This is a genomic window from Marivivens sp. LCG002 (assembly GCF_030264275.1).
Lineage (GTDB): Bacteria > Pseudomonadota > Alphaproteobacteria > Rhodobacterales > Rhodobacteraceae > Marivivens.
In genome coordinates this window covers 2,124,432-2,142,129 of the sequence record NZ_CP127165.1, presented here as the reverse complement: position 1 = coordinate 2,142,129, position 17,698 = coordinate 2,124,432, and the positions used below count along the sequence as shown (strand labels likewise).

Here is a 17,698-nt window from a genome sequence, read left to right as displayed (position 1 = left end):
GCGGGACAGTTCAAGAGACAAAGACCAATGGCCCAAAAGATCGTGCCGCAACCCGGCATCATGGATATCAAACTCTACGTCAGTGGAGAATCCAAAGTCGAAGGCAAAGCCGAGCCTCTCAAACTCTCGGCCAATGAAAACCCCTATGGTTTCAGTGACAAAGCGCGCGAAGCCTTTGCACGGACTGTCCAGAACCTGCATCGCTATCCGAACACGGATCATCGCGCACTTCGCGAAGCGATCGGCGAGGTGTATGATCTTGATCCCGCCCGCATCATCTGCGGCGTAGGTTCGGACGAAGTGCTCCAGTTCGTCACTCAGGCCTATTGCGGGGTCGGTGACGAGGTCATTTTGACAGAGCACGGCTTTTCGATGTATCCGATTCTGGCCAAGATGGTCGGCGCAATCCCCGTCGAAGTCAAAGAGACCGAGCGCCGTGTCGACGTTGACGCGATCCTTGGGGCTGTGACCGAGCGCACGCGTCTGGTGTTTCTTGCAAACCCCGCGAACCCGACGGGCACCATGCTCACCAGCGAGGAGCTCGAGCGTTTGGTGACGGGCCTGCCCGACACCGTGATTTTTGTGCACGATGGGGCCTATACCGAATTCGCAGGCGACTTCGACGGTGGCGTTTCTCTCGTCAACCGCTTCCCGAATGTCATCATGACCCGCACCTTTTCCAAGATCTACGGTCTCGGCGGGCTTCGTATCGGTTGGGGCTATGCAGATGAGGAAATCATCGGCGTCCTGAACCGCATCAGACAGCCGTTCAACCTCTCCGAAGTTCAGATGGCCACCGCGATTGCAGCCGTGCGCGATCAGGACTTTGTGACCCGTTGCGCCAATGAAAACAACAAATGGCGGGGATGGATGACCAATGCCTTGCGTCAGATGGGTATCGGGTGCGACGAAAGCTTTGCCAACTTTGTGCTCGCCCGTTTCGACAGTCCCGCCGAGGCGGAGGCCTGTAATGCGGCGCTCAAGGCCGAAGGGATCATCGTGCGCCCCGTCGCAGGTTATGGGTTGCCCGAGTGTCTTCGGATCACGATCGGGGATGAGGCGGCTTGCCGACGTGTGATCCACGTCATCGCCACCTTCAAAGGCGTCCGCTGATGGCTGTGATCTACGAACGTGTTGCCCTCATCGGTTTGGGGTTGATCGCGGGCTCGATGTCATTGGCGATGCGCCGTGGTCGTCTTGCAGGGGAAATCGTCGGCTACGCGCGCTCGAAAGAAACCCGCGAGATCGCGCGCGAAATCAACCTTGTCGACCGCGTCGAGGATACCCTTGCGGCGGCCGTGAAGGATGCGGACCTTGTTGTTCTCTGTGTGCCCGTCGGTTCGATGGGGGCCGTGATGGAAGAAATCGCGCCTCACCTCAAAAAGGGCGCGACCGTTTCCGATGTGGGCTCTGTGAAAAAGGCTGTGTTCGAGGCAATCCTGCCGGCCTTGCCCGATGGCGTGCATTTCGTAGGGGCGCACCCGATGGCAGGGACCGAACACTCGGGCCCGCGTTCGGGGTTTGCGACGCTCTTCGACAATCGCTGGTGTTTGATCGTCGCTCCCGAAGAGGCAGATCAAAGCGCCGTGGAGAAGCTCGCAGCACTGTGGAAGGGGATCGGGTCGAACATCGAATTCATGGACCCCGAGCATCACGACCTTGTTTGTGCTGTGGTGAGCCATACGCCGCACCTTATCGCCTATACCATGGTGGGTGTGGCCGATGATCTTCGCCGTGTGACGGATAGCGAAGTGATCAAGTTCTCGGCAGCGGGCTTTCGGGACTTTACCCGTATCGCCGCCTCTGACCCGACCATGTGGCGCGATGTTTTCTTGACCAACAAGGATGCAACGCTCGAGATCCTCGGTCGCTTTACCGAAGAGCTTTTTGCGCTCCAGCGGGCCATTCGCATGGGAGACGGGGACCAGCTCTTCGATTACTTTACCCGCACGCGCGCCATTCGGCGCGGCATCATCGAAGCAGGGCAGGATACCTCTGCGCCCGACTTTGGCCGTGTTCCGGTAAAGCCTGAATGAGGCTCGCGCTGGCGGTCATAGCCTGTTTGACCGCCGGGTCCGTCTGCGCGTTTGCACCCGAAACCTCGCTGCGTCCCGTGACGAGAGGTGGCGAAGAAACGACAGAGCCTCTTCTTCGGCCCTTGGTCCGACCTGCAACCGTGTCGCCGGAGGCACCGTCGACCGTTGGAGCCATCGAAACAGTGACGACAGAGGTGAGCTCGCTAGCGGTTACAACGTCCCCAAGACCCGTCAGGCGCACCAACGCCGTGATTGCAACGGCACAAGCAGCAATGCAAGCGCGGCTTCGCGGGCAGGTCTGCGGGGACCCCGACATCCAAGGTGAAGCCATCGGAGCGGTCGATGGGCGCGGCAGTTGCGGGATCGAAAGTGCGGTTCGGCTCCGCTCTGTTGCGGGGATCACCTTCAGCGAGCGTCCGACAATCGATTGTCCGACCGCCAAAGCGCTCAAGACATGGATACAAACGGGGCTCAAACCCGCAATCGGAAGCGAAGGCGGCGGTGTGGCGCAGATTTTGGTTGCGGGTCATTACACCTGTCGCCCGCGCAACAATCAAGCAGGCGCGCGGCTGTCCGAACACAGTTTCGGCCGTGCGATCGATATCGCGGGGTTCAGGCTCCAGAACGGCGAGAGGATCACGGTGCTGAACGATTGGAACAGCCGTGACGACGGGGACCAATTGCGCCAGATGCACCGTGCGGCCTGTGGGCCTTTCGGAACAGTTCTCGGGCCTGCGGCCGATGCCGCGCACCGCGACCATTTCCATTTCGACACGGCCCGATACCGCAGCGGGTCCTATTGTCGCTAGCGCAGCTTCGGCAGCGACGCGAGCGGGAAGGGGCCAAAGGCCAACATGCCGCCTCGCATGGAGAGAGGCACGTCAACCGATCCTTCGCGAGCCTGCAAGGATCGCGCTACGTTGCGATAGGTGATTGCGACGTCCCGTTCGATCACACCTGCGGCTTCTAGGCGATCAATGACAACAGGCATATTGCGGGCGCTGATCGTGATACGGCCTTCGGGATAACCGCTCGAGTCCACGACGAACTCGCCGTTGATGGAAAAGCCCATATCTTCCCAATCCAGTCTCAGATCGCGAATATTCGCGCCTTGGAGAACTGGCACGCGCTCGTCGCGAAGCCTGATTTCCTCGCTAAGCTCGATTGTGGCGTCGAGCTTTCCAAGGGTCAGAACCTCGGTTCCTGCAATGGTGGGGAGAGTGATTTGGTTCGCATCCAGCCAGACGTCATAGCTAGCGACCCCTCCGGCGGGACGGATCGCCGCAATAAGATGGTCCGCGCCGATCGTTCCGAAGGCGCCACTGAACATGACCGCCCCGCTTTCCATCGTTGCGGTTTCAAGCGGAAGGCTGGAGGAAAGACCGAAGTTTGCACTTGCGCGCATACCCGTGCTTGTCACCTCGACAGGCTGGCCTGCGAGCGTCAGGGTTTGCGTTTCGGGCCAAGCAGCGATCACCTTGTTCGGGCTATAGGAGAGGGCGAAGACCTGAAAGAACGGTGCGTCCCAGCCAAAGCGGCCATCGGGGCTTTGGACCGAAACATTTTCGATATTCGTATCGAACCGCGAAGGGAAACCGACAGTTTCGAGCGTGTCGAACGTGATGTTCCAGCCCTGATCGCGATATGTCTCGATTGCGGCAAGGCTTGCTTTCTCGACACCCGCCTGGCCGATGAACCAATAGCCGCCATAAAGTGCAGAGGCCCCAACCAGCACAGTTGTCATGAGACGCATGCCATTCCCTTTCCTTTTAACTCGAACACGTGTTTATAGGCGCCCAAACGAAAGGACCAGATAGATGCCGCTTTGGGTCTTTGGATATGGATCACTTCTTTGGAATCCGGGGTTCGAACCTGTTCGGACCCTCAAGGCCAGTCTGCACGACTATCATCGCTCGTTTTGCATGCTCTCGATCCATCATCGTGGCACAGTCGAAAGGCCGGGCCTTGTTCTGGCTCTCGATCGTCAGGCGGGGGCGAGTTGCTGCGGCGTCGCTTTCGAGGTGAAAGAGGGTGAAGAGGAACAGGTGCTCACCTATCTTCGCGAGCGAGAGCTGGTGTCCTCGGCCTATCTTGAAACCACCGAAACCGTCGAATGTGCTGACGGGCGGCGGATAGAGGCCGTGACCTATGTCATCGACCCCGACCACGAGCAATATTGCCACTTTGATCTTGAAACGCAGGCGCAAATGATCGCCCGAGCCGTCGGGGGGCGCGGGCCGAATCCCGAATATCTCTTCAATACGGCGGCACATCTCGAAAAAATGGGGATCAATGACCCCGATATGGGCTGGCTTGTCGCACGTGTGCGCGAGATCGCGGGTTAAGCACACATATTTTTATTGGGTTTCCGGCTCTGTCCCTCTAATCTCGAAGCAACGAGAAACAATGAGGATCCTGACCCGTGCTGGATATCAGGGAACCCGAGGCCGAGCCGCATTTTTCACAGCCCCTGCGTCAGATCTTTTCGATGCTGATCGCTCTCGGGCTTGTCGGGGCTGTCGGCTATGTGGGCTATGCGACGATCTTTTCGATTTTCATGTCGAACCCCTATTTGAATGGGCTCATCCTCTTTGTCTTTGTGATCGGTGTGCTCTCTTGCTTTGGGCAAGTGGTGCAGCTGGCAAACTCCGTGCGCTGGATCGAAAGCTTCGTCAAAGCGCAGGAACGTCGTCAGGCGCCATCGCTGCTCGCACCACTGGCGACTTTGTTGCGGTCACGGTCGGCGTCCACGCATATTTCCTCGACCTCGGCGCGCTCCATCCTTGATTCTGTCGCGCAACGTATCGACGAAGACCGCGAGATCACCCGCTATCTTGGCAATACGCTGATTTTCTTGGGGCTCTTGGGGACCTTTTACGGTCTGGCGACCACAGTTCCCGCGCTTGTCGAGACGATCCGCTCGCTTTCCCCGCAAGAGGGGGAAACGGGAGCCGCGATTTTTGATCGTTTGCAGGCCGGACTTGAAAGCCAGCTTGGCGGTATGGGCACGGCTTTCTCGTCCTCGCTGCTCGGTCTTGCGGGGTCTCTGATCGTCGGCCTGCTCGAGCTCTTTGCCGGTCACGGCCAGAACCGTTTTTATCGCGAGCTTGAGGAATGGCTTTCCTCGATCACCCGACTTTCCTTTGCCACAGGCGAAGAAGGCGGGAGCGATGCCATGGTGGCAGGTGTCCTCGAGCGCATGGCCGAACAGATGGAGTCCATGCAGATGATGTTCACCCAAAGCGATATTTCGCGGGCCGAGGTGGACGAACGACTTGGCACCCTCGCCAATGCCGTCGAACAGCTTGCCGCGCGCTTGGAAGGTGGAGCAAGTAACGATTTGATGGTGCGACTTGCTGAATCGCAGGAACGTATCCACGACGCCATTCGCGATGGTGGCGGCGGAGGGATCGATGCGGAAAGCCGGATGCGGCTTCGCTCGATCGATGTCCAGCTTCTGCGCCTTCTTGAAGAGGTCTCGGCAGGCCGTCAGGAAACCATGGCCGAACTTCGCGGCGAAATCGCAACGCTCACCCGCGCGGTCAGAAGCTTGGGCGGCGAGTAATGGCACTCAGTCGGCGCAGCGCGAACCGGTTTCAGGGCAGTATCTGGCCCGGTTTCGTCGATGCGATGACGGGGCTTTTGCTCGTCCTCATGTTTGTTCTGACCATTTTTATGGTCATCCAGTTCGTGTTGCGTGAAACGATCACGGGACAGGAAAACCAACTGACGGCGTTGACGGCCGAGGTCACATCCTTGACCGAAGCATTGGGGCTTGCTCAGGGTCGTGTTTCCACCTTGGAACAGGAGCAGGAGCGTCAATCCAATGTCATCGCCGCATTGACTGCCGATCGTGACGCCCAACTCGCGGCCCTCGCCGAGGCGAACAACAGGATTACGGGGTTCGAAGCGCAGGTTGCAGGGCTTTTGGCCGAGCGCACAGATCTTCGAGATCAGATTGCAGGGCTTGGCACCCAGATCGAAACACTCGAAGGCGATAAAGCCCAGCTTCTGACCGAAGCCGAAGCGCTCAACCTTGCCTTGGCCCAAGCCCGCGACGAGATCGACGCAAATGAAGAGGCCGCCCGCCTCGCTGCCGCACGCCGCGAGGCTCTCGAGGCGCTCCTTGCAGAGATGCGGAACAAAGATGCCGAGCAGCAAAGCCAGATTGCCACTTTGAACCAGAGCCTTGGGGAAAAGACGGCACAGCTCAGCGCGCTCGATGCCGAAACCGCAACCCGTCAGGAGCGGATTTCCGAGCTGGAGGCAGCCATGCTTGTCGATGCCGCCGCCGCCGAAGCTCTTCGCGAGCGGCTCGCCAATGCGGATACGGAACTGACGGCAATGACCCTTGCGCTCGAGGAAAAGCGCAAGGAGGCCGAAGATACGCTCACGCTTCTTGCTGCCGCGAATTTGGCCAAGGATGAACTCGGAGCAGAGCTTGATACGCTGCGCGAGACACTGGTCGATCTGAGGCAGAACACGGATAGCCAATTGACCGAGGCCGAGCGTCAGGCCGCACTTTTGGCGGTGGCCAACGAACGTTTGGCCCAAGAAAAGGCCCTATCGGCCGAAAGCCAGCGTCAGGCTGCATTGCTCAACGAACAGGTCGCCGCACTGCGCACACAGGTCGCCACTTTACAAGAAATGCTCAATCTGGCCGAGGTCGCCGATCGCGATGCCCAAGTCCAGATCGAGTCCCTCGGAAGCCAGCTCAACACCGCTTTGGCCCGCGTCGCTGCCGAAGAACGTCGCCGCGCCGAGCTTGAAGAGGCCGAGCGGATCAGGCTCGAACAAGAAGCAGAGAAGCTCGAAAGCTATCGCTCCGAATTCTTTGGCGAGTTGCGTCAGGTTCTCGACGGCCAAGAAGGAATCCGGATCGAGGGCGACCGTTTCGTCTTTTCCTCCGAGGTGCTCTTTGCGCCCGGCTCGGCGACACTATCGCCCCAGGGCCGAGACGAGATTGCCAAGGCTGCCGCGCTCTTGCGTGGCGTTGCGGAAGAAATCCCCGAAAACATCGATTGGATCATTCGTGTCGATGGGCATACGGATAATGTGCCGTTGTCGGGACTTGGTGAATTCCGCAACAACTGGGAGCTTTCACAAGCGCGTGCGCTTTCGGTGGTGGAATTCATGGTTGCAACCCAAGGGATCGACCCGCGAAACCTTGCCGCGAACGGGTTCGGGGAATACCAGCCGATCAACACCGAAGAGACTGAAGAGGCCAGAGCGCAGAACCGCCGGATCGAGCTCAAGCTCACTGAACGCTAAGGCCTTGTGCTAAAAAAAAACCCGCCGAAAGGCGGGGTTTTTGTGTCTTAGTCCGCTGTAAGAAGCGGGGGCTTTTTCGCCCGCGTGATCTTGCTTGGCTTCTGCTTTTCGATGCGAAGCTCGAGCTTGCCTTCTTTGACGCCGACTTGCACTTCGCCGCCCTTGGTGAGCTTGCCGAACAGCAGCTCTTCTGCGAGCGGTTTCTTGATGTGCTCTTGGATGACGCGCGAAAGCGGGCGTGCACCCATCTTGCTGTCATAGCCTTTGTCAGCGAGCCATTCGGCAGCGGCGCGGGTAAGATCGATATGCACATTGCGGTCGATAAGCTGGGCTTCGAGCTGAAGCACGAACTTCTCGACGACCTGAAGGATCGTTTCACGCGGCAGTGGGCCGAACGGAATGACCGCGTCAAGACGGTTGCGGAATTCGGGCGTAAAGGTCCGCTCGATTGCTGCGGTGTCTTCACCTTCGCGGCGCAAACGGCCAAAGCCCATGGCCTCCTTGGCCTGTTCCGACGCCCCTGCGTTCGAGGTCATGATCAGGATCACATTGCGGAAATCGGTCGTGCGCCCGTTGTGGTCGGTAAGCTTGCCGTGGTCCATGACCTGCAACAGTATGTTATAGACGTCGGGATGCGCCTTTTCCATTTCGTCGAGGAGAAGGACACAGTGCGGGTTCTGGTCCACCCCGTCCGTGAGAAGGCCACCCTGATCGAACCCGACATATCCCGGAGGCGCGCCGATCAGACGGCTGACCGCGTGCTTCTCCATGTATTCCGACATATCGAAACGCAGAAGCTCCACGCCCAAAGTGTTGGCGAGTTGCTTGGCGACTTCGGTTTTGCCGACGCCTGTCGGACCTGCAAAGAGATAGTTGCCGATGGGTTTCTCGGGTTCGCGGAGACCTGCGCGTGCGAGTTTGATCGACGACGAGAGAGCTTCGATTGCGACATCCTGACCGAAGACAACGCGCTTGAGCGACTTTTCCAGATCGCGGAGCAGTTCGGCATCGTCCTTGGAAACGGACTTGGGCGGGATACGGGCGATTTTGGCGACAACGGCCTCGATCTGCTCCACGTCGATGGTTTTCTGACGCTCGCTTTCCGAACGCAGGTGCTGGGCGGCCCCTGCTTCGTCGATGACGTCGATGGCCTTGTCGGGGAGTTTGCGATCCCCGATATAACGGGCCGACAACTCGACCGCCGCTTTGATGGCGTCCGCGGTGTAGGAGATACCGTGGTGCTCTTCAAAGTAGGGCTTGAGACCCATGAGGATTTTGATCGAGTCAGGCACCGACGGCTCGTTCACGTCGATTTTCTGGAAACGGCGCGAGAGCGCGCGGTCCTTTTCGAAATGCTGGCGGAATTCCTTGTAGGTGGTCGAACCCATGCAACGCAGCTTGCCGCCCTGAAGCGCGGGCTTGAGCAGGTTGGAAGCATCCATAGCGCCACCGGATGTGGCGCCCGCACCGATCACCGTGTGGATCTCGTCGATGAAGAGAACCGCGTCAGGGTGATCCTCGAGTTCTTTCATCACGGCCTTGAGACGTTCTTCAAAGTCACCGCGATAACGGGTCCCAGCGAGCAACGCGCCCATATCAAGCGAGAAGATCGTCGTTTCCGAGAGAACCTCGGGCACCTCGGAATTCACGATCTTGCGGGCAAGGCCCTCTGCGATTGCGGTTTTGCCCACGCCCGGATCGCCTACCAGAAGCGGGTTGTTCTTACGGCGGCGGCAGAGCACCTGAATGCAGCGCTCGACTTCGTGATCGCGTCCGATAAGCGGATCGACGTCCCCCTTGAGCGATTTTGCGTTCAGATCGACACAGTATTTACCGAGAGCGGATTCCTTCTCGTCGGCATCAGCGCCGCTTGCGTGGTCCTGATTTTCGTCGCTCGATCCTGTGACCGAGCGGTTTTCGCCAAATGCAGGGTCCTTGGCGACGCCATGCGCGATAAAGTTGACCGCGTCATAGCGGGTCATATCCTGATCCTGCAGGAAATAAGCGGCGTTGCTTTCGCGTTCGGCAAAGATCGCGACAAGCACGTTGGCCCCCGTCACTTCGGAGCGGCCGGAAGACTGGACATGGATCGCGGCGCGCTGGATCACACGCTGGAAGGCTGCGGTCGGAACCGCTTCGGAGCCCTCGACATCGGTGATCAGGGTCGAAAGATCGTCGTCGATGTATTCCTCTAAGGTGCGGCGCAACTCCTCTAGGTCGACGGCGCAGGCCTGCATCACGCGGGCGGCGTCAGGCTCGTCGATCAGGGCCAGAAGGAGATGCTCCAACGTCGCAAGCTCGTGGCGGCGCGAGTTGGCCAGTGCCAAAGCTGCGTGAATTGACTGCTCAAGCGAATTCGAAAATGACGGCACTTGGACATGCTCCTCTAATCGGGGGTCGATGCGGGACGTGTCCCGGATCGAACGTGGCCTCATACCTTTAAAGTTTGCTTTCTAAACGAAACCTTCAAGGACTTTTTGGTCTTTTGGGATCACTTTATTGGTGATTGCCCTTTGAGAGACCAAGTTTGACTATTGAGACGGCTCAAAAATTGTTTTTTCGAGTCCTGATCTCGCGAAAAACGTCGACTGCGGGCAAATGTTTCATCCCGATCGCAGTTTTGAACTGTTCGTCATCACAGCGCAAAAACGGGTTGGTCGCTTTCTCGACACCCAAGGAAACAGGAACGGTCGGGATGCCGTCGTCGCGCAGCTTGGCCGCTTCACGCATGCGCGCCGCAACCAGTCGATTGTTTTCCTCTAGGTGAACCGCAAAGCGGAGATTGGAGAGTGTATACTCGTGTCCCGAACAAACAATCGTATGATCGGGGAGGGCGCGCAGTTTGAGCAAAGAGGCCCACATCTGTTCCGGAGTGCCTTCGAAAAGGCGTCCACAGCCTGCCGACATCAGGCTGTCACCCGAGAAGAGGTAACGGCTCTTGGGAAAATAGAATGCAATATGGCCGACCGTGTGCCCGTCGACCTCGATGATGGACACTTCCTCGCCGCACACGGCAAAGGCGTCTCCTTCTCCCAAAGCAAGATCGAGCCGCGGAAGGCGTGCGCTGTCGCGCAGAGCGCCGACAACGCGCGGGCTGAATTTCTCGCGGAGCGGTTCCAGCCCGTCGACATGGTCATAATGGTGATGCGTGAGCAGGATGTCGGTCAAAGTCCAGTTGCGGGCTTCGAGAACTGCGAGGATCGGCGCCGCTTCGGGAGCATCCACCAAAATTGTTTCATCCGATGATTTGTCGTGCAGCAAATAGGCGTAGTTGTCCGCAAGACACGGGATAGTCACAAGTTCCAAAGCCATGTCGGTTTCCCTCTCTCGTTCAGGTTCAAAGTTTGAACCGCCCTTTCAAGACTGTCGACCCAATCTTCCAAATTATGTCGATTTTGGTGCGTTCCAAGGGTAGCAACGAAACTCAGATCGCTTATTGTCTGGTTTACCTTGATGAAAGCCGCTGATGCATCTCGACGTTCATGATCTTCGCAACTTCTATTATCGGAGCGCGATCGGGCGCGCTGCGCAAAAGGCCATTCGGGACAAACTCGTGGCCATGTGGCCCGAAGCGGATCGTCAAACCGTTGTCGGTTTCGGCTTCGCGGTTCCTTTGCTGCGGCCCTATCTGGGGACGGCGCGGCGGGTCATCGGCCTCATGCCGGGGCCGCAAGGGGTGATGCCTTGGCCCGCAGGACAGCCGAACGTGTCGGTGCTCTGCGAAGAAACGCTCTGGCCGCTCGAGACGGGTTTGGTGGACAAGCTCGTGCTGCTCCACGGCCTTGAAACATCCGAGAACCCTACCGCTGTTCTGGAGGAAAGCTCGCGGGTGCTTGGTCCGGGTGGGCGGGCGATGTTCATCGTGCCCAATCGCGCCGGCCTTTGGTCCCGATCCGACCTGACGCCCTTCGGTTTTGGCCGCCCCTATTCACCAAGCCAGCTCGAGGACCAGCTTCGCAAACACGGGTTCGTCACTGAGCGCACCGTGTCGACGCTCTATCAACCCCCTTCGATGCGCAGAATCTGGCGGCGTTTCGGCGGCGTGCTCGAACAAGTTGGTCCGCGGGTGCCGTTCTTCTATACAGGCGGCGTCCTGATGATCGAGGTCTCCAAACAGGTCGCAGCGCCACGCCGCCCCGGGCTGGGAGAGGCGGTCCGCAAACCGCTTCGCGTTCTCGAGGGAGTCACGCGCCCTGTTGCCGATCCGGGGCTGAGTTCTTCGCTCAATTCCTGAGTGCGCACGGGCGACGATTCTCGTGTTTTCGAGTAAAGTATGCGATGGTATGCAGCGTTTCAGGGTCAAAACCCGCGTCCAGTTGACGCACTGAAGCGCGGCGAATGCACCGTGGCATAGACTTAGGCAAAATACGTCGTTTTCATGTGCTCTAAGCGGTTGCCCCATTCCAAAGCCTCTGCTACATCCCCCCGTGATTTAGACGCCCCCGCTTTGCGGAGGCTTTTTAAGCTGCCCAATCGCTACCGTCTTTGCTTCGGCAAGAATTGTGGGAAAGGGCCCAAGACATCGGAAGGGTGGACGTGTCCGAACCAGCTTCGATCTCAATCGGCATCGCGAAACGCTATGCTGCTGCCGTTTACGACCTCGCCAAAGAAGGCAAGGCTCTTTCGGCTCTTGAAACCGATATCGACGCGCTGCAAGCAGCGCTCGACGTTAGCGCCGACCTGCGTGATCTGATCAATTCGCCGCTCTACAGCCGCGAAGACCAGGCCAAGGCACTGTCGGCAGTTGCTGCCAAACTCAAACTCTCGAACACCATGGGCAACACTCTCGGTCTTTTGGCTGCGAAGCGTCGCCTGTTCGTGCTGCCCCAACTCCTCACTGCATTGCGTGACCGCCTTGCCGAGGAAAAGGGAGAAGTCACCGCCGAGGTCGTGAGCGCGAAAGCGTTGACCAAGACCCAGGCGGACAAGCTGGCTAAGACGCTCAAAGCTCAACTGGGCAAAGACGTCAAAATTAACGCGGCTGTTGATGAGGCTCTCATCGGCGGTCTTGTTGTCAAGGTGGGCTCGAAGATGATCGATACCTCGATCCGCTCCAAGCTCAGCGCTCTCCAGAACACCATGAAAGAGGTCGGATAATGGCGATCCAAGCTGCAGAAATTTCTGCGATCCTGAAAGACCAGATCAAAAACTTCGGACAAGACGCCGAAGTGGCCGAAATCGGCCGCGTGCTCTCGGTCGGTGACGGTATCGCTCGTGTATACGGACTGGATAACATCCAGGCCGGTGAAATGGTCGAATTCCCCGGCGGTATCCGCGGGATGGCGCTGAACCTCGAAGCCGACAACGTCGGTATCGTTATCTTCGGTTCGGACCGTGAAATCAAAGAAGGCGACACGGTCAAGCGCACCAACGCAATCGTGGACGTTCCGGTTGGCGACGAGCTTCTCGGCCGCGTTGTCGACGGTCTCGGCAACCCGATCGACGGCAAAGGCCCGATCGCTGCAACCAAGCGTTCGGTTGCTGACGTCAAGGCTCCGGGCATTATCCCCCGTAAGTCGGTTCACGAACCGATGGCTACCGGCCTCAAGTCCGTTGACGCTATGATCCCCGTTGGCCGTGGCCAGCGCGAACTTATCATCGGCGACCGTCAGACCGGCAAGACCGCAATCGCGCTCGACACCATTCTGAACCAGAAGTCCTATAACGAAGCTGCTGGCTCGGACGAAAGCAAGAAGCTCTACTGCGTCTACGTTGCAGTCGGCCAGAAGCGTTCGACCGTTGCCCAGCTTGTTAAGAAGCTCGAAGAGTCGGGCGCTATGGAATACTCGATCGTTGTTGCTGCGACCGCTTCGGACCCGGCACCGCTCCAGTTCCTTGCTCCCTATGCTGCGACCGCAATGGCGGAGCACTTCCGCGATAACGGCCGTCACGCTCTGATCATCTATGATGACCTTTCGAAGCAAGCTGTTTCGTATCGCCAGATGTCGCTCCTTCTTCGCCGTCCGCCGGGCCGTGAAGCTTACCCGGGCGACGTTTTCTATCTCCACTCCCGCCTTCTCGAGCGTTCGGCAAAGCTGAACGAAGACAACGGCGCTGGCTCGCTGACCGCTCTGCCGATCATCGAAACCCAGGGTGGTGACGTTTCTGCGTTTATTCCGACCAACGTGATCTCGATCACCGACGGTCAGATCTTCCTCGAAACCGAACTCTTCTATCAGGGTATCCGTCCGGCTGTGAACACCGGTCTCTCGGTTTCCCGCGTAGGTTCGTCGGCACAGACCAAGGCGATGTCCTCGGTTGCTGGTCCGGTTAAGCTTTCGCTCGCTCAGTATCGCGAAATGGCAGCATTCGCTCAGTTCGGCTCGGATCTCGACGCCGCAACCCAGCAGCTTCTGAACCGCGGTGCACGTCTGACCGAGCTCATGAAGCAGCCGCAGTATTCGCCGCTGACCAACGCCGAGATCGTTGTCATCATCTTCGCTGGCACCAACGGCTATCTGGACAAAGTTCCGGTCAAGGAAGTCGGTCGCTACGAAGCTGAGCTGCTCAAGTTCCTGAACGCCAAGCACAAAGACCTGCTTGCCTGGATCACCAACGAAGATCCGAAGATCAAGGATGCCGCTGCTGACAAGGTCAAAGCCGTATTGGACGAATTCGCAGCAGACTTCGCCTAATTTTGGTTTGAGATAAGGAGACAAGGCAGTGCCAAGTCTTAAGGACCTAAAAAACAGGATCACGTCGGTCAAATCGACCCGCAAGATCACTAAGGCGATGCAGATGGTCGCGGCGGCAAAGCTCCGTCGTGCACAGGAAGCTGCCGAAGCTGCACGTCCCTATGCAGAGCGTTTCGACGCTCTGCTCTCGGGTCTTGCTGCGTCGGTCGGGAACTCTGCAACTGCGCCCAAGCTGCTATCGGGAACCGGTAGCGATCAGACCCACCTTTTGGTGGTGATGACGGCTGAGCGCGGACTTTGCGGTGGTTTCAACGCCAACATCGCCAAGCTGGCGCGTCAGCACGCTGCTGCGCTCGTGAAGGCTGGTAAAACGGTCAAGATCATCACGGTCGGCAAAAAAGGTCGCGACGCTCTGCGCCGTGACTGGGGTGCACATTATGTGCAGCACGTCGATCTGAGCGCGGTCAAAACCCTCGGCTACGCAAACGCCCAAGAGATCGCCAACGGCGTTCTCCAGCGTTTCGAAGACGGTGAGTTTGACGTTGCCACGATCTTCTACAGCCGTTTCGAAAACGTGGTCAGCCAGGTGCCGACCGCCCAGCAGATCATTCCTGCTGTTTTCGAAGAGTCGGAGGGCGCAAGCACGCTCTACGATTACGAGCCGAGCGAAGAAGCTATTCTGGCTGATCTTCTGCCGCGCGGTGTGGCAACCCAAGTGTTTGCCGCTCTGCTTGAAAATGGTGCCTCCGAACAGGGTGCCCGTATGAGCGCAATGGACAACGCCACCCGCAACGCAGGTGACATGATCGACCGTCTGACCATCGAGTATAACCGCTCGCGTCAGGCTGTAATCACCAACGAGCTCATTGAAATCATTTCGGGCGCTGAGGCGCTCTAAGGAATCGGAGAAACGAAATGGCAAACGCAAAAGGCAAAATCACGCAGGTGATTGGCGCCGTTGTGGACGTGCAGTTCGAGGACGCTCTTCCCGAGATTCTCAACGCACTGAACACCGACAACAACGGCAAGAAGCTTGTGCTCGAAGTCGCACAGCACCTTGGTGAAAACACCGTACGTACCATCGCTATGGACGCGACCGAAGGTCTCGTTCGTGGTCAGGAAGTGGTCGACACCGGCGCACCGATCTCGGTTCCCGTCGGCACCGCGACCCTCGGCCGTATTCTGAACGTTGTGGGCGAGCCCGTGGACGAAAAAGGTCCGGTTAACGCAACCGAGACCCGCGCCATCCACCAGCCCGCTCCCGAGTTCAGCGAACAGGCGACCGACACCGAAATCCTCGTCACCGGCATCAAGGTGATCGACCTTCTCGCTCCCTACTCCAAGGGTGGTAAGATCGGTCTCTTCGGCGGTGCAGGCGTTGGTAAGACCGTTCTCATCATGGAACTCATCAACAACATCGCAAAAGTGCACTCGGGTTACTCGGTGTTCGCAGGTGTTGGTGAACGTACCCGTGAAGGCAACGACCTTTATCACGAGATGATCGAATCGAACGTTATCAAGCCCGACAACCTCGAGGAATCGCAGGTGGCGCTTGTCTACGGTCAGATGAACGAGCCTCCGGGAGCACGTGCTCGCGTTGCTCTGACGGGTCTTACCCTTGCAGAGCAGTTCCGCGACGCTTCGGGCACCGACGTTCTGTTCTTCGTCGACAACATCTTCCGCTTCACGCAGGCAGGTTCGGAAGTTTCGGCTCTTCTCGGCCGTATTCCTTCGGCAGTGGGCTACCAGCCGACGCTGGCAACCGACATGGGCGCGATGCAGGAACGCATCACCTCGACCAAGAACGGCTCGATCACCTCGATCCAAGCTGTTTACGTTCCGGCCGACGACCTTACCGACCCGGCTCCGGCAACGACCTTCGCCCACCTCGACGCAACCACCGTTCTTTCGCGTGCGATTTCGGAACTCGGCATCTACCCGGCAGTTGACCCGCTCGACTCGTCGTCGCGTATCCTTGACCCGCAAGTCGTTGGTGAAGAGCACTATCAGGTTGCTCGTGACGTCCAGAACATCCTTCAGCGTTACAAGTCGCTTCAGGATATCATCGCCATCCTCGGCATGGACGAACTGAGCGAAGAAGACAAACTGACCGTGTCCCGTGCACGTAAGATCCAGCGTTTCCTTTCGCAGCCGTTCGACGTTGCAAAGGTCTTCACTGGCTCCGACGGTGTTCAGGTTCCGCTCGAAGACACTATCTCTTCGTTCAAGGCAGTTGTTGCTGGTGAATACGACCACCTTCCGGAAGGCGCCTTCTACATGGTTGGCGGCATCGCTGAAGTGATCGCAAAAGCCGAGAAAATGGCTGCAGCAGCAGCCTAAGGAGGCGAAATGGCAGATACTCTGCAGTTTGATCTGGTTTCCCCTGAGCGGCGCCTTGCGTCCGTTCAGGCGACCGAGGTCCAAATTCCGGGCGCTGATGGCGACCTGACGGCGATGGCCGGGCATGCCCCGACCATCACGACGCTGCGCCCCGGTGTGCTGCGTGTTGTTCATGCCGGTGGCACCGACGATTACATCGTCATCGGTGGCTTTGCGGATATCAACCATGGCGGCGTTTCGGTTCTTGCCGAAAAAGCGCTCCCCAAGGGTGAGATGACGCAAGACGTCTTTGACGCGATGATCGCCGAAGCTCGCGAAGCCCATAACAAGGCTAAGGAATTCTGGCACAATGAGCCCGGTCCCGTCGATGACGCGGCCAAGCTCATTTCGGACATGGTTGCCATTGGCGGCCACATCGGTCTGACGCCCAAGGATAACTGAGCGACACGTTGATACGATTAAAGGGGCCTCGCATTTTGCGGGGCCTTTTTATTTCCACATTTCTGTGCAGATATGCGCGGGTTCTAAGAATACTATCCAAGGCTGTAGAATGCGTAAGATTTTTGCCCATGTGATTGGCGTCGACCAAGGTGATCTCGTTCTGTTCAACGATTACGTAAACGATGGCGACATGTGGGCAGGCAGCGGCGAGCGCGAGTATCGCCGTGAGGTCAAATTCTCGGAAGAATTCAGCGAAGAACCGGTGGTCAATGTCTGGTTGTCGCTTTGGGACTTTTCCAATTCGGCCAACGCGCGGGCCGATGTGCGGGCCGAGGATATCAAGACCGACCGATTTACCATCGTGTTCAACACGTGGTCGGACACGCAGATCGCGCGGGTCCGCGTCGCTTGGCAGGCAATCGGACCTGCGGTCAGCGACGAAGAGATGTGGGACGTTTAATCGTTTTCCAGATCCTTGATCGTGCCGCCCTTGCGGAGGTGATCGTTCCAGATCCACGCCATCCGGTCCACGAACCACATTTTTGCGCCGACGATCATCATCGCGCCGAGGAGCGTCGCGCCGATGTCATACTTCCATAGCCCATAGGCAAGGGGGATGACACCAAGGCTGCTTGCCACGGTGAGCGCTTTGAGCGGCGCTTTGTGATGAGCGGCGATGGAGCTTTCATTCCTCAGCAGCACACGCTCGCCCAGAACGCCGCGCGCCGACCAACTGTCAAAGGTTTCGGGCACAGGGAACAGGCGTGGGTTGACCCAGACAAACAGCGCCGTGAGAGCGAGTGGGACCAGCGCGCCCCAGCCGAGCCAGAGGCGGCTCCAGATCGACAGAATGATAAGGGGGAGGGGAAGCACGACCCGCGTCCAGACGGACCACGGGTTGGCGTGGCGGAGCCACGTCCTGTCGTCCATTCCCATGAGCTTCTCAGCGAATGCGACGACTTTGGACATGGCTCT

General features: G+C 58.4%; 17 protein-coding genes. 13 read left to right on the top strand and 4 right to left on the bottom strand.

From position 1 onward, the window contains the following. The first annotated feature begins 27 nt into the window (after positions 1-27). Genes hisC through QQG91_RS10605 form a run of 3 tightly spaced genes read left to right on the top strand, consistent with a single transcriptional unit; the run spans position 28 to position 2,845 of the window. Positions 28-1,113: a histidinol-phosphate transaminase gene (gene hisC, locus QQG91_RS10615; RefSeq protein WP_285770200.1), complete on the top strand. Its 1,086-nt coding sequence runs from the start codon at positions 28-30 to the stop codon at positions 1,111-1,113. After that, positions 1,113-2,036: a prephenate/arogenate dehydrogenase family protein gene (locus tag QQG91_RS10610; protein WP_285770199.1), complete on the top strand. Its 924-nt coding sequence runs from the start codon at positions 1,113-1,115 to the stop codon at positions 2,034-2,036. Before hisC ends, QQG91_RS10610 begins: the two co-directional genes overlap by 1 nt. Continuing rightward, a complete protein-coding gene (locus tag QQG91_RS10605) occupies positions 2,033-2,845 on the top strand; it encodes an extensin-like domain-containing protein (RefSeq protein WP_285770198.1) in 813 nt (270 codons plus the stop codon). The genes QQG91_RS10610 and QQG91_RS10605 overlap by 4 nt, the downstream gene beginning before the upstream one ends. Here the strand turns inward: QQG91_RS10605 and QQG91_RS10600 are convergent. Then, positions 2,842-3,789 (bottom strand): DUF2125 domain-containing protein, encoded by a 948-nt coding sequence (locus QQG91_RS10600; RefSeq protein ID WP_285770197.1) that lies wholly within the window; start codon positions 3,787-3,789, stop codon positions 2,842-2,844. The genes QQG91_RS10605 and QQG91_RS10600 overlap by 4 nt on opposite strands. 64 nt (positions 3,790-3,853) lie before the next feature. Here QQG91_RS10600 and QQG91_RS10595 point away from each other — a divergent pair, with 64 nt between their 5' ends. The 3 genes from QQG91_RS10595 (at position 3,854) to QQG91_RS10585 (ending at position 7,307) form a co-directional block, all read left to right on the top strand. Then, the gene (locus tag QQG91_RS10595; RefSeq protein WP_285770196.1) at positions 3,854-4,381 is read left to right on the top strand and encodes a gamma-glutamylcyclotransferase; all 528 of its coding nucleotides are present in this window, start codon (positions 3,854-3,856) and stop codon (positions 4,379-4,381) included. Positions 4,382-4,461: 80 nt separating this feature from the next. Then, positions 4,462-5,601, top strand: a complete 1,140-nt coding sequence (locus QQG91_RS10590; protein WP_285772342.1) for a biopolymer transporter ExbB — start codon at positions 4,462-4,464, stop codon at positions 5,599-5,601. Further along, positions 5,601-7,307, top strand: a complete 1,707-nt coding sequence (locus tag QQG91_RS10585; protein ID WP_285770195.1) for a peptidoglycan -binding protein — start codon at positions 5,601-5,603, stop codon at positions 7,305-7,307. Before QQG91_RS10590 ends, QQG91_RS10585 begins: the two co-directional genes overlap by 1 nt. A 47-nt stretch (positions 7,308-7,354) precedes the next feature. Here QQG91_RS10585 and clpA read toward each other — a convergent pair whose 3' ends face one another. Both clpA and gloB read right to left on the bottom strand, forming a co-directional pair. Beyond that, positions 7,355-9,679: an ATP-dependent Clp protease ATP-binding subunit ClpA gene (gene clpA / locus QQG91_RS10580; protein WP_285770194.1), complete on the bottom strand. Its 2,325-nt coding sequence runs from the start codon at positions 9,677-9,679 to the stop codon at positions 7,355-7,357. A gap of 172 nt (positions 9,680-9,851) precedes the next feature. Further along, positions 9,852-10,619 carry a hydroxyacylglutathione hydrolase gene (gene gloB, locus QQG91_RS10575; protein WP_285770193.1) on the bottom strand — a complete coding sequence of 256 codons (768 nt, stop codon included), beginning with the start codon at positions 10,617-10,619 and terminating at the stop codon, positions 9,852-9,854. A gap of 154 nt (positions 10,620-10,773) precedes the next feature. Between gloB and QQG91_RS10570 the strand changes: the two genes are divergently transcribed. The 7 genes from QQG91_RS10570 to QQG91_RS10540 all read left to right on the top strand — a co-directional run bounded on the left by QQG91_RS10570 (position 10,774) and on the right by QQG91_RS10540 (position 17,183). Next, positions 10,774-11,541, top strand: coding sequence for a class I SAM-dependent methyltransferase (locus QQG91_RS10570; protein ID WP_285770192.1), 768 nt, complete (start codon positions 10,774-10,776; stop codon positions 11,539-11,541). Between the two features lie 302 nt (positions 11,542-11,843). After that, positions 11,844-12,404 carry a F0F1 ATP synthase subunit delta gene (locus QQG91_RS10565; RefSeq protein ID WP_285770191.1) on the top strand — a complete coding sequence of 187 codons (561 nt, stop codon included), beginning with the start codon at positions 11,844-11,846 and terminating at the stop codon, positions 12,402-12,404. Then, positions 12,404-13,942: a F0F1 ATP synthase subunit alpha gene (atpA, locus tag QQG91_RS10560; protein WP_285770190.1), complete on the top strand. Its 1,539-nt coding sequence runs from the start codon at positions 12,404-12,406 to the stop codon at positions 13,940-13,942. Before QQG91_RS10565 ends, atpA begins: the two co-directional genes overlap by 1 nt. A gap of 28 nt (positions 13,943-13,970) precedes the next feature. Beyond that, positions 13,971-14,840, top strand: coding sequence for a F0F1 ATP synthase subunit gamma (locus QQG91_RS10555; protein ID WP_285770189.1), 870 nt, complete (start codon positions 13,971-13,973; stop codon positions 14,838-14,840). A 17-nt stretch (positions 14,841-14,857) separates the two neighbouring features. Beyond that, entirely contained in the window at positions 14,858-16,282 is a 1,425-nt protein-coding gene (gene atpD / locus QQG91_RS10550; RefSeq protein WP_285770188.1) for a F0F1 ATP synthase subunit beta, read from the top strand. A gap of 9 nt (positions 16,283-16,291) precedes the next feature. Next, complete coding sequence (locus QQG91_RS10545) at positions 16,292-16,723, top strand: F0F1 ATP synthase subunit epsilon (protein ID WP_285770187.1); 432 nt, start codon at positions 16,292-16,294, stop codon at positions 16,721-16,723. Between the two features lie 109 nt (positions 16,724-16,832). Then, positions 16,833-17,183 (top strand): H-type lectin domain-containing protein, encoded by a 351-nt coding sequence (locus tag QQG91_RS10540; RefSeq protein ID WP_285770186.1) that lies wholly within the window; start codon positions 16,833-16,835, stop codon positions 17,181-17,183. Here the strand turns inward: QQG91_RS10540 and QQG91_RS10535 are convergent. After that, positions 17,180-17,692, bottom strand: coding sequence for a DUF6653 family protein (locus QQG91_RS10535; RefSeq protein WP_285770185.1), 513 nt, complete (start codon positions 17,690-17,692; stop codon positions 17,180-17,182). The two genes, QQG91_RS10540 and QQG91_RS10535, sit on opposite strands and share 4 nt — an antisense overlap. Positions 17,693-17,698: the final 6 nt, after the last annotated feature.

Bases quoted from the DNA above. Each gene is read 5' to 3' on its own strand.
- atpA (WP_285770190.1), top strand. From the start codon at position 12,404: ATGGCGATCCAAGCTGCAGAAATTTCTGCGATCCTGAAAGACCAGATC.
- QQG91_RS10545 (WP_285770187.1), top strand. From the start codon at position 16,292: ATGGCAGATACTCTGCAGTTTGATCTGGTTTCCCCTGAGCGGCGCCTT.
- QQG91_RS10595 (WP_285770196.1), top strand. From the start codon at position 3,854: ATGCCGCTTTGGGTCTTTGGATATGGATCACTTCTTTGGAATCCGGGG.
- QQG91_RS10610 (WP_285770199.1), top strand. From the start codon at position 1,113: ATGGCTGTGATCTACGAACGTGTTGCCCTCATCGGTTTGGGGTTGATC.
- QQG91_RS10585 (WP_285770195.1), top strand. From the start codon at position 5,601: ATGGCACTCAGTCGGCGCAGCGCGAACCGGTTTCAGGGCAGTATCTGG.
- hisC (WP_285770200.1), top strand. From the start codon at position 28: ATGGCCCAAAAGATCGTGCCGCAACCCGGCATCATGGATATCAAACTC.
- QQG91_RS10570 (WP_285770192.1), top strand. From the start codon at position 10,774: ATGCATCTCGACGTTCATGATCTTCGCAACTTCTATTATCGGAGCGCG.
- QQG91_RS10540 (WP_285770186.1), top strand. From the start codon at position 16,833: ATGCGTAAGATTTTTGCCCATGTGATTGGCGTCGACCAAGGTGATCTC.
- QQG91_RS10605 (WP_285770198.1), top strand. From the start codon at position 2,033: ATGAGGCTCGCGCTGGCGGTCATAGCCTGTTTGACCGCCGGGTCCGTC.
- QQG91_RS10535 (WP_285770185.1), bottom strand. From the start codon at position 17,692: ATGTCCAAAGTCGTCGCATTCGCTGAGAAGCTCATGGGAATGGACGAC.
- gloB (WP_285770193.1), bottom strand. From the start codon at position 10,619: ATGGCTTTGGAACTTGTGACTATCCCGTGTCTTGCGGACAACTACGCC.
- QQG91_RS10600 (WP_285770197.1), bottom strand. From the start codon at position 3,789: ATGCGTCTCATGACAACTGTGCTGGTTGGGGCCTCTGCACTTTATGGC.
- atpD (WP_285770188.1), top strand. From the start codon at position 14,858: ATGGCAAACGCAAAAGGCAAAATCACGCAGGTGATTGGCGCCGTTGTG.